General features: G+C 62.7%; 14 protein-coding genes. 7 read left to right on the forward strand and 7 right to left on the reverse strand.

Features of this window, described 5'->3' with window-relative positions; translation table 11 throughout:
• Nucleotides 1-196 precede the first annotated feature (196 nt).
• The 6 genes from ACP2WS_RS07005 to ACP2WS_RS07030 form a co-directional block, all read right to left on the reverse strand.
• On the reverse strand, nucleotides 197-1,282 hold the full coding sequence (locus ACP2WS_RS07005) for a hypothetical protein (protein WP_426460173.1): 1,086 nt from the start codon (nucleotides 1,280-1,282) through the stop codon (nucleotides 197-199).
• Between the two features lie 75 nt (nucleotides 1,283-1,357).
• Nucleotides 1,358-1,795 (reverse strand): hypothetical protein, encoded by a 438-nt coding sequence (locus ACP2WS_RS07010; protein WP_374494101.1) that lies wholly within the window; start codon nucleotides 1,793-1,795, stop codon nucleotides 1,358-1,360.
• On the reverse strand, nucleotides 1,792-4,299 hold the full coding sequence (locus ACP2WS_RS07015; RefSeq protein ID WP_426460175.1) for a VirB4 family type IV secretion/conjugal transfer ATPase: 2,508 nt from the start codon (nucleotides 4,297-4,299) through the stop codon (nucleotides 1,792-1,794). Before ACP2WS_RS07015 ends, ACP2WS_RS07010 begins: the two co-directional genes overlap by 4 nt.
• A 53-nt stretch (nucleotides 4,300-4,352) precedes the next feature.
• A complete protein-coding gene (locus ACP2WS_RS07020; protein ID WP_426460176.1) occupies nucleotides 4,353-4,655 on the reverse strand; it encodes a VirB3 family type IV secretion system protein in 303 nt (100 codons plus the stop codon).
• A gap of 1 nt (nucleotide 4,656) precedes the next feature.
• Nucleotides 4,657-5,091 (reverse strand): TrbC/VirB2 family protein, encoded by a 435-nt coding sequence (locus ACP2WS_RS07025; protein ID WP_426460177.1) that lies wholly within the window; start codon nucleotides 5,089-5,091, stop codon nucleotides 4,657-4,659.
• A gap of 44 nt (nucleotides 5,092-5,135) precedes the next feature.
• Entirely contained in the window at nucleotides 5,136-5,747 is a 612-nt protein-coding gene (locus ACP2WS_RS07030) for a transglycosylase SLT domain-containing protein (RefSeq protein ID WP_426460178.1), read from the reverse strand.
• Between the two features lie 249 nt (nucleotides 5,748-5,996).
• Here ACP2WS_RS07030 and ACP2WS_RS07035 point away from each other — a divergent pair, with 249 nt between their 5' ends.
• The 7 genes from ACP2WS_RS07035 (at nucleotide 5,997) to ACP2WS_RS07065 (ending at nucleotide 11,718) form a co-directional block, all read left to right on the forward strand.
• On the forward strand, nucleotides 5,997-6,536 hold the full coding sequence (locus tag ACP2WS_RS07035; RefSeq protein ID WP_426460179.1) for a hypothetical protein: 540 nt from the start codon (nucleotides 5,997-5,999) through the stop codon (nucleotides 6,534-6,536).
• A 41-nt stretch (nucleotides 6,537-6,577) separates the two neighbouring features.
• On the forward strand, nucleotides 6,578-7,435 hold the full coding sequence (locus ACP2WS_RS07040) for a VirB8 family type IV secretion system protein (RefSeq protein WP_426460180.1): 858 nt from the start codon (nucleotides 6,578-6,580) through the stop codon (nucleotides 7,433-7,435).
• Between the two features lie 10 nt (nucleotides 7,436-7,445).
• Nucleotides 7,446-8,207: a TrbG/VirB9 family P-type conjugative transfer protein gene (locus ACP2WS_RS07045; RefSeq protein ID WP_426460181.1), complete on the forward strand. Its 762-nt coding sequence runs from the start codon at nucleotides 7,446-7,448 to the stop codon at nucleotides 8,205-8,207.
• Entirely contained in the window at nucleotides 8,204-9,445 is a 1,242-nt protein-coding gene (locus ACP2WS_RS07050) for a TraB/TrbI/VirB10 family type IV secretion system protein (protein WP_426460182.1), read from the forward strand. Before ACP2WS_RS07045 ends, ACP2WS_RS07050 begins: the two co-directional genes overlap by 4 nt.
• Nucleotides 9,446-9,450: 5 nt before the next feature.
• Nucleotides 9,451-10,509 carry a P-type DNA transfer ATPase VirB11 gene (virB11, locus tag ACP2WS_RS07055; protein ID WP_374494117.1) on the forward strand — a complete coding sequence of 353 codons (1,059 nt, stop codon included), beginning with the start codon at nucleotides 9,451-9,453 and terminating at the stop codon, nucleotides 10,507-10,509.
• A gap of 98 nt (nucleotides 10,510-10,607) precedes the next feature.
• Complete coding sequence (locus tag ACP2WS_RS07060) at nucleotides 10,608-11,111, forward strand: hypothetical protein (protein WP_374494119.1); 504 nt, start codon at nucleotides 10,608-10,610, stop codon at nucleotides 11,109-11,111.
• Between the two features lie 91 nt (nucleotides 11,112-11,202).
• Entirely contained in the window at nucleotides 11,203-11,718 is a 516-nt protein-coding gene (locus ACP2WS_RS07065) for a hypothetical protein (RefSeq protein WP_374494121.1), read from the forward strand.
• A gap of 70 nt (nucleotides 11,719-11,788) precedes the next feature.
• Here the strand turns inward: ACP2WS_RS07065 and ACP2WS_RS07070 are convergent, their stop codons facing one another.
• Entirely contained in the window at nucleotides 11,789-13,351 is a 1,563-nt protein-coding gene (locus ACP2WS_RS07070) for a TolC family protein (protein WP_426460183.1), read from the reverse strand.
• Nucleotides 13,352-13,369: the final 18 nt, after the last annotated feature.

A 13,369-nucleotide genomic window follows, 5' to 3' on the forward strand; every position in this document is an offset into this window, starting at 1 on the left:
ACCCTTCCCACATGAACCACAGGGTCAGGCAGGCGGTGCCGATAGTGATCGTGACCTGGAACAGCCGCCCCATTCCTGCGTATCCGAAGTCCTGCACCATGCCCAGCACGTAGTCGTGCAGGTTGCTGAACATGCTTTCGGAAAGGAATTGACCCAGAGAGAGTGCCATGATGATGTGAAATATGAAAAGAGGGTGTCAGGGGGCGCTGTAGCCGAAGGCCTTGTTGATTCGAGCCTGGCTGGAGTCGTACACGGCCCTGTCGAACATGTTGGGAACACCGATGCTGGTCTGGACGGCATCGGCCGCCTCCTTGCCTACAGCCATGCCTCCGGCGGCTCCCAGGGCACTGACGAGCGTGCCGATTGCATTGCTCATGAAATCGGCAGATTTGCCGGTGGTGAGGGCCTGCTGGGCTTCTGCCCTTTTTTCGTCATAGAGTTGCCGCAGGGCCTGGTAGCTCGCCATGGCAGCCTGCAGGCGCATCTGGTCGTTGGCGATCAGGGTCTGCAGGGCCGTCAGCTTGTATTGCCGCAGCTGCAGGTCGCGGGTCTTGTCCACATTGCTGTTCTGCAACATGCGCTGGAGGGTGTCGTTGCGTTCGTCCAGTACCTTGGAGATGTCGCTGATCTGCTGGAGCTGTGCAGCCAGCACGTTGCGGGCCTTGAGGCAGTTCTGGTAGAGGAGTCGACCGTATTTGGTTCCTATTGCGCTGTCGTTGCAGTTGGGGGTGAGGCCGTTGGCGCCGGATCCATAGAACTGCTTGGCAGCCGTTGCGTAGGGGCCGGTTTCGATGCCTGCAGCGCTGAGGGCGGAGCTCAGTCCCAGGCTGGACGTCAGGCTTCCGGCAATGCTGGCCACGGAGCCGTCGTAGGAGTCGCTGCCATTGCTGAAGTTCAGCAACGACTGGGTGTTGGTGCGCATGGTGCCGAAATTGCCATTGCCGGATGAGAGGCCCAATAGATCGGCAGCCCATTGCTTGGCGTAATCGGTCACGGAGGAGAGGAGGCCCGCCGACTGGGCTCCCTTGGAGAAGTCGAGCGAGATGCCGTCGCCGCTGTCGCTGATGGACGGGCCCTTGCCTACCAGCCCGGTCGTGCTGTTGGTGTCGGTGCGCATGCTGAGCTGGCTGTTGAGGTTGTCGATCTTGTTGTAGACATCCTCGTCATAGACCAGCCATTGCGCGTGTGCGTGCGCGGAGGCGAGCAGGCACAGCATTCCGAGGAGCGAGGACCATGCGCTGCGGCGCATTCCCCGTCGGGAGGGAAAGGAAAAAATCTTCATGGTCCTGTCCTGTGATGTTCCGTTGAGTTCCTATCCAGAAAGCCATGTGCCTGCCACAGGATGGGGCAAAGGCCGTCAGTGATAGCTGGGGCGCTGACTGGGAATGCCGCGGCCCTGCCAGTTGTATCCCGTGCCGTCACGGGGGCGGCCGAGAGGGCATGCATATTCATAGGTGGGAATCCACCGTGGATTGACGTATTCCAGGCAGATGCTTTGCCAGGCTCCGCTGACCGGGGAGACGGCCACCCAGCAATCGGTGGGAACTCCTTCGGTGCAGAAGACGAAGGGATCTCCACCGGGACGGGGCAACTGGCGACCGGTCGAGGTGCAGGTGGCGGTGCGGCCTGATGCCGTCATGCGGACATTGCTTCCGCCTGGGCTCAGCGAGGTGCAGGCGTTGGGGATGGTGGTGCGCTGCGCCATGGCCACCATGGCAGGCAGCGTCGTGTACAGCGTCACGCCCATGAAAAGGCTGCGCAGCGGACGGTGAAGAAGGGAGAGGGAACCACTCATGCCGGCTCCACCTGTGAGGATGCGGATGCGGTTTCCTTGGCCAGTCCCTCCCGGCCGGAGCGCGCGCCGGTCCTGGTGTCGCCAGAGCCTCGGGCTCCCTTGCGCCGTGCGTAGAAGATCGACAGCCATTGATCGGGGTGGACTGCCACAAGACCGTGCTCGGGGGAGGAGGCCTCGGCTTCGTGCAGTATCTGGTGCAGGATGCCGATGTTGTCGGTGCTGGCTGAAATGACGGACAGCACATCATCCATGCCGCGCAGGTCCAGCTGGCAGACGGCGCTGGCATGCCCCTGCTTGACCAGAAAGCAGCGGCTGCGCTCATCAAGGGCGGTGATGACCTTGAATTCGCTTTCCGTGAGCTTGAGACCCTCGATGTAATCCTTGCGGTCGGCATTGGGGTTGGGCAGCAGGATCATGGTGGCTGTCTGCTCGATCAGCGCTGCAGCGATGTCGCTGCGCAGTGCATCCTCGGGCGATTGCGTGGCGAAGATTCCCAGTCCATTCTGCTTGCGGATGGTTTTTTGCTTGTTCTTGGCAAATTCCTTGAGTCCGCCCTCGCCATCCAGGATCTTCCAGAACTCATCCATCACATAAATGAGCGGACGACCATCAATGAGCTCTTCGAGTCGGTGGATGAGGTAGTTGATGACCGGCGTGCGGACTTCCGCGTTGTCGATGACATCCGTATAGTCGAAGCCGATGATGCTGGCGCCGCTGAAGTCGATGCTGTCCTGAGGGTTGTCGAAGACCCAGCCCAGCGATCCGGAACGGGTCCATTTGCGCAGGCGGGCAAAGATGCTGTCCTCGCCCAGATTCGGCATGGATTTCTGGAGGTTGGTCAAGGTGCGCAGTGCGCGAGGGGTGTCGAGAATGGCACGTACCGCCCGAAGGATGTCTTCCTCCTCGCTGGCGGTATAGCTGGGCTTGGCTGCCAGCAGCTTCACCATGTCGGACAGGAACTGGACGTTGGCCTCGGAGGCCTCGCACTGCAGGGGGTTGAATCCGGTGGGCTGGCCGTTGTCCAGGGCCATGTAGTTGCCTCCGCAGGCTCGCACGAAGATTTCTGCTCCCCTGTCCTTGTCGAAGAAGAAGATGGTGGGCTTGGGCTTGAACTTCTGGACCTGCGACAGCAGAAAGTTGATGAGTGCTGTCTTGCCCGTACCTGACTTGCCGATGACCATGGTGTTGCCGATGGCCTTTTCACCCAGGCTGTTTTCCCCTGGATGCGTGGCATGAAAGTTGAAGTAATAGGGCTGCCCGTTGGTGGTCTGGAGCACAGTCACGCAGTCTCCCCACGGATTGTTGCTGCGCTTGCCTGTGGCGAAGTTGTGCAGCGGGCTGAGTCCCAGAAAGTTGAGTGACGAGACATTGGCCAGGCGCGTGCGATACCGCCAGTTGCAGGGCAGTTGCGCATAGAAGCTTCCCGTGATCGCCAGATCTTCCTTGGCCGATACGAATCCGGCGTTGGAGAGTTCGGCGCGTGCCATGGCCACCTGGCGCTGCAGCTCCTCCTGCGAGCTGCCGTACAGCGCCAGGGTGAAGTGGTATTCGCCCAGCACGAAGTTGCCGCTCGCAAGCTGATCCATTGCGACGTCGAGCTCTGCGATCTGGCTGACCCCGCGGTCTCCGGAGGAGATCATCATGCCCTTGGTGCGTTCCAGCGCCCGGAGCCCCTCGCTCTTGGAGTGAGGCGTGAAGGAGTGCGTGATCACATATTCGAAGTCCAGGTACTTGAGCCCGTTCAGAATCCCGGGCCAGGTTGCATCTGCGTACTCCTTGATGTTGAGGATGGCGCCGTAATGATTGCGTCCCTCGGGTGTCCGGATGATGTAGTCCCCTCCCTTGGGGCTGAAGATGTGCTTGGCCACGGGAAGATAGTTGTAGATGGGGGCCGACAGCACCGGGACGGGTTCGTCCATGCGGTTGATGAGATAGCTGAAGAATTCCAGCACCTCGGAAAAGACCATGCCGCTGGCTGATTCGTACATGCCCAGGCGATAGGGGGAGTAGTCGTGGAGCACTGCTTCCACGTTGGTGGCCAGCTCATTGATCTTGGCCACCGCCTGGTCCTGCTCGGCCCGCAGGCGTTCCAGATTGGTCGATTTCTCGATGAACCGTTTCCCTTCCACCACGGGGCGGTACACCATGGTGAAATAGAGTTCGTTCTGCATGACCTTCCTGGACGAGAGTCGCTCGAAGTATTCGTCCGAGGCCTGCTGGTTGAATGCTTCATCGAATCTGCCGGGCATGTTGATGCGGCGTCTGCGCCGTACGTCATGCACCCAGAAGGCCACATTGACATAGTCCGGGGCCCGAAGGGTCTGCAGGAGATTGTTGAAGGTCTTGTGCCGGTGTTCGAGCTCCCACTCCTCTCGCCCCACGAAGGGCATGCCGTCGAGATACCACGTGATGAGGAAATCTCCCGTGGTGGTCTTGACTACATGGGGAGAGACGTGTGCGGATAGCGTCACAAATGCGCTGATGCTGGGGTCTGGAGTGAACATGGGGCGCTCATGAGGCGGACGGAAGGGGAGTGCGGGGGCAGGTGCGTGCCCGATCAGGCAGGGGGCTTGTCCCGGTAGAGGTTGGGTGTGAATACCCACATGCCGTCGTGCAGTGGGCGGTTGCGCACCCTGACCAGGAACTGCAGCCGGACTCCCAGCAGGCGGAAGATCATCTCGTCGTGGCGGGTCATCATGCGCATGACAAACAGCACGGGGGGAATGGCCAGCAACCAGAACAGGTTGAACCAGGCGGCCATGAGCACGCACCCCCCCGCTCCCATGAAAAAGGGAACGTAGGGAACTCCCAGAAACATAGGGGGGCGCGTACATCCCCTGAAAAGGGTGTTTTTCTGCATGTCACTGATTGAAGTCGCTGGTGTTGATGAACCAGCCAGCCAGCTGCGTGGCCGCACCAATGACGATGGCGCCGATGAGCACAGGAGCGACATCGCCGATGCGCTTGTGGTTGAAGGCGATCTGGTAGCCCGCGAAGATGAAGGCGATCGTCACGATGAGAATGGAAATCGGGCCCAGCGCTTTCTTGACGGTCAGCAGGAATCCCTGAATCTTGCTGCCTGCATCGGTCGAGGAATCCGAGGTCGTGGCTTGCGCCATGGCGTCGGGGGCGTACAGAAACAGGGCGCAGATCAGGGCCATCACCACCCACGGCAGCCAGCGCATGAGCACACGTTCAACCTGCCGGACTTTTTTCTCCATGGCTGCGGGAGAAATGGAGGCCAGCACCGCTGCATCGAGCTGGGGGGTGCGCACGGAGGAGGCAAGAGAAGTCATGGAAGTTTCCTTTCTGTGAGTAAAAAAATGAATGGAAGGGAAGGTCAGAAAACGAAGGCAGAGTCCCCGGCTCCGCCTGCGGCGTTGGGAGAAGAGAGCGTCCGGGGTACCCCAGGGAGAGGCCGGTTCCTGGGGGGAGCTGAAGGCCATGCACGTGCGGCCGGGAGGTGCGTGGTGCGTGCCCTGGCGGGGGCATGCTTGAGGATGACCGGGATGGGGGTGGCTGCTGGCGCGGTCGAGGCCATGGAGGCCATGACTTTCTGCACGTATCCATGGCGGTAGCCCGTGGTGAAGTTGCCGGAGTAATAGCAGCTGAATGCCTTGCCCCAGTCGCCAGCCCGGTCGTAGCACTCGCGCAGGATGCGCGCACCGGCATGCAGGTTGGGACAGGTGGAAAAGGCCTGCTCGTAGCTCCCCAGCCCATAGCGGCTCAGGTTGTAGCGGTTGACCTGTACGACTCCCAGCGAGAAATTGATGCCTCGGGCTTCCAGCATGCGCGCGGTAGAGACGGCTTCGCCCAAGGTGCGCGGCTGGCGTGCCAGCCGCCCCCCCACAACGCCGATGGCGTAGGGGTTGAAGCCGGATTCCACCCGTGCCACGTGGCGCATGATCCCGACGGGCACAGCCAGGTTCTGAATCGTTGGACAGTCGAGCATGGTCAAAGGGAGATCATGTGTAGGCACATGGTTGTGCATGAGTGGCAATGCGAGGAAGATACATCCATGGATTGACTCAATGAAGCACAGAAGTATGCACCAAAACAACACGATTGTATCAATTGTGTATTTTGTAACGCTATACTGTACGCAAATTTTCCTTGAAAGTGAATCCTTTTGATGTGTATTGCACTTCGGGTTCAATTCTTTCTGTTTGCTATGTGGTTCAAACCTTCTCTTGCCCGGTGTGTGTCGGTTCTTCTTCCGGTGGTGGTTCTGGCAGGGTGCTCGGCCCCTCCGGCTCCTGCTTCCTTTGGTTCCAGCTGGAAGAAGGTCAATGCCTTCACCGTGGGGGTCGAGCGCATCCCCTTCTATCAGCCGCACGTCTATGGCGTGCGGGCCCTGGATGGCACCCTGCAGGGCACCCTGCATCGATGGGCGGCCGAATCGGGCAGCACTCTGGATTACCGCGCGAGTGCGGACTTCTCCCTCCCGCGTGAGGCGGGGCGCGTGAGATCAGAGAGCCTGGCCCAGGCGCTGGAAGCCCTTAATCGCATCTACGCACCCTATGGGATTGCGCTGTCCCAGGCAGGGGTGGGCAATGTCATCGTGGTACAGGACCTGTCTGCCGAGGGGGGGCATTCCCCTGCCCAGGGGGCAATGCCGCAGGACAGTTCCGGGGATCTGTCCTTTCCGGCGCCGGCCGTCTCGCGTCGTTCCGGAGTGGATGCCGTGCCTTCTGCTGCCCCGGCACTCGTGCCGACGCCTGTTTCCCCCACTCAACCGTGATCTTCAGAAACATGTTCACCCAACGTACGCGTCGGTCCGGAATGCCGACCGAAAAAGTGCTTCAGCAATCCCGCGATTTCGAGGTCAGTCTTTCGGAGATGAGCCGTCGCAGCGAGCGTCGGGCCTGGATGGTGGCCGGGGCATCGCTCGCCATGTCCCTCCTGCTGGGGGTGGGGTATCTGTTCGTGATGCCGCTCAAGGAACAGGTGCCCTATCTGGTGCTGGCCGATCCCTACAGGGGCACGAGCACCGTGGCGCGCATCGAGGCGCTCAATCCCGTCTATACGGCCAACGAGTTTCTCAACAAGAGCAATGTGGCGAACTTCGTGATCGCACGCGAATCCTATGACTGGGATATCACCAGCCGGCGTGACCGGCGGATGGTGTATTCCATGGCCACGGGGTCCGCGCTGGCCGAATACCGTGCGCTCTATGCCGAGGGCGGGGCCGAGAATCCCGACAAGGTCTATGGGCCGAATGCGTCACTGCGCATCCGTATCCTGAGCATCGTGCTCCAGGGGGGAAGTCAGGAGAAGCCTCCCTCGGCAGCTACCGTGCGGTTCGAGCGCTGGGTGTTCAATCGCGTGTCAGGCCAGTCCAAGTTCCTCGACACGCGCATAGCCAGCCTCAAGATCGGCTACGACCGGAATTTGCAGATGGCGGAGGAAGGACGCTATCTGAATCCGCTGGGCTTCCGGGTCTATGCCTATCGCACGGATCCGGATTCCTTCGGAGAGGCCACCTCTGCACAGCCGCCCGCGGCAGCCGTGACGCCGGGGGCCGGCGGCGCTGCGGCCGTTGCCGTGCCTGCGCAGCCCGCGGCCAGAACCACGCAGCCCGCCATGCCCGACCTCCCGGCCACACCGGCAGCACAACCCCGGACTTCCGGCAAATCGTGAGGACAGTGCCATGATGAAGCATCTTGCTCCTCTCCGTGTGCTTGCAGCGCTGGTTGTCGTTCTGGCTGGTGGCGGCGTCGCACACGCCGCCCCACTCAAGCAGTATGCCTATTCGCCCAATGCGGTCTATACGGTGCATGCGGGTCTGGGCATTGCCACCCAGATCGTGATCAGCCCCCGGGAAGAGGTCAAGGATTTCGGTACGGGATTCAGTGCGGCCTGGGATCTGGTGCGACGCGACAACGTCTTCTATCTGAAGCCCAAGTCGCCCCATGCGGAAACGAACATGTACATCCGCACGGACCGGCGCAACTACCTTTTCGATCTCCATGTGGTGGTCCGCAAGTGGAAGACCCTGGCGGAGGCCAAGCGGGCAGGGGTGGATTACCGGATCACGTTCACCTATCCGCAGGAACGGGATGAATCAGACCCTCGGGGGGCAGGCGAGCCGCGTCGTGCGGGAGGGCTGATTCAGCCTGTCTCGGAAAAGGTGCCCAACGGCAACTACGACTACGCAGCCGGTCGGGATTCCCAGTGGCTGGTGCCACGGCAGGTCTATGACGATGGCAAGTTCACCTACATCACGCTCGATCCGCATCAGATGCCTGGAGGTGGCATGCCATCGGTTTACGGCAAGAAGAAGGAAGATGGGGAGGAGTTTCTGGTGAATACACGCCAGGAGAAGGACAGACTCACGATCTTCGGTCTTTACGACTATCTCGTGCTGCGCCATGGCGACAGCGTGGTGGGGCTGCGCAGGAGCCATTCATGATGCCCATTCATTCTTCGCCTACCCAGCCTGCTTCCCCCGCTTCGGATCAGTCCGCTGCGCATGACCTGCCCCCGCTTGAGGAGGAGCCTCGGTTGCAGTATGGCGCCTCTCGCAAGCTCAATCGAAAGGCCATTCTGTTTCTGGCTGCTCTGGGCGTGATGGGCATGGGATTGCTGGCGTGGGGATTCAGTCAGTTCAGCCTCTTTGGAAAAAGGGAGCCAGCCAAGGCGGCCACGGAGCGGGTGGTGATTCCCGATGATCCGCCGATGCCCCCTGTGCCGGTGGCGCCGGCATCGGCGGCGCTGACTGGCGCCGCAGGCGGCATGTCTCCCCGAGGACAGGAAACGGCACCGCTGCCGGAAACCCCGCAGCCAGGCCAGGCCATTGCGCTGGCTGCTCCGGGGGGATCGGCAGCCCCCGCACAGGGGGGACGTGCCCGGGGAGCGGGGCAGGGTGCCGTGGCGCCATGGGCCGCGCAGGCTGGAAATCCTGGTACAGCGGCCCATGGGGAGGGGGATGCCCTGAGCCGCCAGCGTGCCGGTTCGTCCGGTCTGGTCATGAATGCGGCCTCTCCGGCCGACGACCGGAATGCCTTTCAGGTGGCACGCGGGAGTGTGAGCCGTCTGGCACACGCCGATTATCTGCTGACCAGGGGCACCTATATCCGCTGCGTGCTGGAGACGCGCATCGTCACGGATATCTCCGGGTATGCCTCCTGTGTGGTCACCGAGCCTGTCTATTCCACGACAGGGCGGCATGTGCTCATTCCGCGTGGTTCCAAGATCTCCGGACAGTACAAGCTCGACGGCGTGGAAACCGGACGGGTGGGAGCCGTCTGGGAGCGAGTGCTTACGCCCAATGGTCTGGATGTTGCGCTGGGCAGTCCAGGCGTCGATGGTCTGGGTGGCGCAGGGCACCCTGGGCATGTGGATCGGCACTGGGGCAGTCGTCTGACGGGGGCGTTGCTGGTGAGCATGATGGGGGATCTGGTGCAGATCGAATCCAACCGGTTCGTCTCGGACAGCGCCAAAACGACGACCACGCTGTCGGGTGTCAATGGAACTGCAGTGCAGCAGGTCAATCCCTATCAGACGCAGACCGCAGCCACGCTGCAGCAGTTTGCGCAGAATGCCGTGACGCAGGCGGCGAACCGCCGAGCCACCGTGACGATCAATCAGGGGACGCTGATCAACATCTATGCCTCCCGCGACATCGATTTTTCAGCGGTGATGCAGTAATGGACATGCCTTGCACCGATGCCAGCGAAGGTCCGCTGGCACATGTTTCTCTGGACTTTCTGAACTACCAGTACGAGGTGCTGGGTATCAGGGAGGTGCTGGAGCGAACCGATGTGACCGAAATCTGTGTCAATAGTCCTGGCCATATCTACATCGAGAGCGCCCAGGGCTGGCAGCGGCTGGAGGTGCCTGCCCTGACCTTCGAGCGTGCGCGCCAGTTTTGCACCACGGTGGTCAACGAGAGCAATACCGGGCAGCGCATCACGGAAACCGATCCTGTGGTGTCGCTCACGTTTCCATCGGGGCAGCGCGCACAGTTCGTCATACCGCCTGCCGTGGAGGCGGGCAAGGTGTCGATCACCATCCGCCAACCGTCCCGGCGGACCAAGACGCTCGCGCAGTATGCGGACGACGGATTCTTTGATCGCATCGTGGAATCTGCAACGCAGCTCTCTCCCATGGATCAGGAGCTGCTGGAGCTCAAGCAGGCGCACAGCTATTCGGCGTTCTTTCGACAGGCGGTGAACTACCGGAAGAACATCGTGGTGGCCGGAGCCACCGGCAGTGGCAAGACCACCTTCATGAAGTCGCTGGTCCACCATATTCCGGATGAGGAGCGACTCATCACCATCGAGGATGCGCGCGAGCTGTTCATCGCGCAGCCCAATGTCGTGCACCTGCTGTATTCCAAGGGGGGGCAGAGTACGGCCAACGTCAGCGCCAAGACCTGCATGGAGGCCTGCCTGCGCATGAAGCCGGACCGCATCATTCTGGCGGAGCTGCGCGGGGACGAGTCGTTCTACTTCATCCGCAACTGCGCATCCGGGCACCCGGGGTCGATCACCAGCTGCCATGCGGGGAGCATCCACCAGACATGGGATCAGCTCGCACTGATGGTCAAGGCATCTCCCGAGGGCTCGGGGCTGGAATTCAATGTCATCAAGCGGCTGCTGATGCAGACCATCGATGTGATCGTGCACATACAGGCCCATGCGGGGGAGCGCTATATCACCGGAATTGATTTCGATCCGCAGCGGCGACTCAAATGGCAGCAGGAAGCATGAGGACGCATGTCTCGAACGATGGCCGCCCCCAGTCGGCGGAAAGGGCATCCAGGACATCTTCCCTGCGTTGCAGGATGCTGGGGGGAGCCCTTCTGGCCATGGTTCTGTCCGAAGGCGCACAGGCGGCCTATCCGTTGCAGGGCAAGTGGCGTTGCACGGCTCCAGCCATTCATGTGCCTGCCCATGCAGGGGTGCCGGCCGGTACGCTGCATCAGCGCACCGCCTACGCGGCCGATGCCGAGGGACATTGGAACAGCAACTCGGTCATCGACTATGTGGGCAACAGGGCGTCTGGCGCGGTTTCTGCCCGCTATCGCGTGCTGACTGCGGCGCGCGGCATGGGTTCAGTCCGCGGGGGGGATGTGCTGGAGGTGGTGCAGCACTATCGGCTTCTCCGGCCGTTTGACCAGTCTTCGCAATTCGCCATTGCGGGCGGGCCGCATATCAATGCACTGCTTCTGCAGGCGGTCAGCCACCATGGCATCCGTCGCTATCGTCTGGCAAAGCTGACCGCGCAGTCCTATCGCCTGGTGCCATGGTCAGCAGGCAAGACGCTGTCGGGGCCCGTCATCGAGTGTGTGCGTGTCGAGGGGGCGAAGTGAGGGCGGTATAGGCCGCTGTCCTGTCGTGTGGCCGGTTTCCCCAGCAAGGAGAGCGGGCCTTTTCCGAAATCAGACTCTGAGGAGTAGAGGTATGTCGTCGAGCCGTCGTGTGTGGGGCAGCATCTTGCTGGCAGGAGGGAGTGTGCTGGGCGTAGGGATGTCCCTGGCCGGAGAGGTCAGAAATCCCTCGGCCGTGGTGCCGATCGACAGCTATCTGGCGCGAGCGAGCCGGCCGTATGCGGCTCGGGAGCTGTACGCCCATGTCGATATGACGCAGAAAGTGCCGGAGATTCGGGTGGCGCGACTGGAGATGGCCTATGCCAGCGGCACGTCGGCCAGCCAGATCTGTCAGGCCTATCAGAAAGCGCTCGTTTCCCGGTTCGGGAGCGGAGGCGCCATCAGCAACAGCGTGAATTGTCAGCCGTATCCACTGGCCGAGGGAGAGAGCCGGGTACGGACCGTGTTTGTGGCGCATTACCCGCGGCCGAGCCGTCTGGTGGCCGAGACGGTGGCTGCCATGTTCACTGTGTGCCGGCCGGCACAGCTCTATGACGCCAGTCGGCATGTGTGCTACTACCCTGCGGATACCACTGACTCGGGCAACTGATCACGCCTGACATGGCCTCGCCATTGCGCGTGGGTCTGGGCCCTCTCCCGAGGGCAGCACGCGTGCTGCATCAGCTGCCTTGCGTCGGCACCGCACGTGCAGCGCGCCGGTGCGGAGCCGATGTGCGGGCCGCATGGGAAGAAGTCCGGCTGGAAGCGCTGCTGCCTGGGGGGACTGCGGCGATGGTTGTGGCCGTGGGGACGGTGGTGAGGTGCTGGCTGACCTGCTGCAGGAGCGCGTCGTCGAGCTGGTTGGCGAGGGCTGCGAGGCGCAGGTGGTTGAGAACCTGGGTGTTGCGGGCTTCCGCGAGGGCCAGCACGCTCTGGGCATGGGCGCTTTCGGCTGCCAGCAGGTCGAGGGTGGAGCGGTCCCCGAGGGTATGGCCCATGCGGGTGGCATCGAGCCGGGAATGCATGGCCTGGCGGGCCTGTGCGAGGGCCTGCAGGCGGGCCTGTCCGGCCTGGAGCCCCCACCAGGCGGCCTCGACCTGGCGGTCGATCTGCTGCTGGGTGGCGTCGAGCTGGGCCTGGGCCTTTTCGCGCAGGCGTATGGCTTCCTGCTGCTGGGCGCTGGCCATGCCGCCGGTATAGAGCGGAATGGTGATTTGCACGCCGATCATGCGGTTGGTGTTGCGGGTGGTGGCGCCAGAGCCGAAGTCGCCGCTGCCGGTGAGTTTGTCCTGCCCTGCCTGGGCGACCAGATCGACGGACATGCCCGCCATGGGGGCCTGCTTGCGGACGTTCTGGCGTGCCATTTCCAGGGCCTGGCGCAGGCTGATGAGCTGCAGGTTCCGGGAGTGGGCTGCATCGAGCCATGTGGCGAGAGTGCCGGAGGGAGCGCGGGCGATCCAGGTGGAGTCGGTGGGCAGCAGGGCCGTGGGGGATGCCATGCCGGTGCTGTCGGCCAGGGCCTGCCTGCGCACGTTCAGATCGAGCATGGCAGCGGCGATCTGGGCCTGGATGCCGGAGTTTTCGGCGTCGGCTTCATGGGTGTCGGTGACGGGGGCGTTGCCCAGGCGGAAGCGTTCGTGGGCTTCCTGCGTGGTGCGCGCCACGGATTGCTGCTGCACGCCCAGCACGCGCACGCGCTCTTCGGCCAGGGCCAGGGCCAGGTAGCGCTCGGCGGTCTGGAGCATGGTGTCGGTGCGTGCAGCCTGCCAGGCGGTGTCGCCCATGTCGGCCGAAAGAGCGAGCTGGGCACGCTGGGCCGAGCGTGCAGGGCTGAAGAGGGGCTGCTGGAGCGTGACGCCCCAGCGGGTGGCGGTGCCGTCGGTGACGGAGGTGGCAAAGTTGGCCTGGGTCATGGGCCCCATGCCGGGAGCGGAGAACTGGGCGCCTTCCATGCGGGTGGAGCCGGCGCCCCAGCCGGCACCGGCGTTGACGAAGACGGAGGGTTTCCACAGTGCGGCCGCTTGGTCGCGGCGGGTCTGGGCCGCCGCCTGATCGGCACGGGCCACGTCGAGCTGGCGGTCATGCTGGGTGGCTGCCTGCCAGGCCTGCATCAGGGTGAGGGTCTGTCCCCGCGGCAGCGGGGTGACGGCCGGGGTGGACTGGCCCCATGCCGGCAGGGTGACGGTGGTGGCCAGTGCCAGGGCGAGGGCGCCGAGGGGGCGGGCCGGTTGCCAGGATGTCATGCGGTACTCCGTGTGTAG

The organism is Brachymonas moutaii (nom. illeg.), from assembly GCF_049977365.1.
In the GTDB taxonomy this organism is placed as follows: Bacteria; Pseudomonadota; Gammaproteobacteria; order Burkholderiales; family Burkholderiaceae_C; genus Brachymonas.

Coding starts and splice junctions, on each gene's coding strand:
- ACP2WS_RS07015 (WP_426460175.1), bottom strand. CDS start 4,299: ATGTTCACTCCAGACCCCAGCATCAGCGCATTTGTGACGCTATCCGCA.
- ACP2WS_RS07060 (WP_374494119.1), top strand. CDS start 10,608: ATGGTTCTGTCCGAAGGCGCACAGGCGGCCTATCCGTTGCAGGGCAAG.
- ACP2WS_RS07045 (WP_426460181.1), top strand. CDS start 7,446: ATGATGAAGCATCTTGCTCCTCTCCGTGTGCTTGCAGCGCTGGTTGTC.
- ACP2WS_RS07065 (WP_374494121.1), top strand. CDS start 11,203: ATGTCGTCGAGCCGTCGTGTGTGGGGCAGCATCTTGCTGGCAGGAGGG.
- ACP2WS_RS07005 (WP_426460173.1), bottom strand. CDS start 1,282: ATGAAGATTTTTTCCTTTCCCTCCCGACGGGGAATGCGCCGCAGCGCA.
- virB11 (WP_374494117.1), top strand. CDS start 9,451: ATGCCTTGCACCGATGCCAGCGAAGGTCCGCTGGCACATGTTTCTCTG.
- ACP2WS_RS07030 (WP_426460178.1), bottom strand. CDS start 5,747: ATGCTCGACTGTCCAACGATTCAGAACCTGGCTGTGCCCGTCGGGATC.
- ACP2WS_RS07010 (WP_374494101.1), bottom strand. CDS start 1,795: ATGAGTGGTTCCCTCTCCCTTCTTCACCGTCCGCTGCGCAGCCTTTTC.
- ACP2WS_RS07050 (WP_426460182.1), top strand. CDS start 8,204: ATGATGCCCATTCATTCTTCGCCTACCCAGCCTGCTTCCCCCGCTTCG.
- ACP2WS_RS07040 (WP_426460180.1), top strand. CDS start 6,578: ATGCCGACCGAAAAAGTGCTTCAGCAATCCCGCGATTTCGAGGTCAGT.
- ACP2WS_RS07020 (WP_426460176.1), bottom strand. CDS start 4,655: ATGCAGAAAAACACCCTTTTCAGGGGATGTACGCGCCCCCCTATGTTT.
- ACP2WS_RS07070 (WP_426460183.1), bottom strand. CDS start 13,351: ATGACATCCTGGCAACCGGCCCGCCCCCTCGGCGCCCTCGCCCTGGCA.
- ACP2WS_RS07025 (WP_426460177.1), bottom strand. CDS start 5,091: ATGACTTCTCTTGCCTCCTCCGTGCGCACCCCCCAGCTCGATGCAGCG.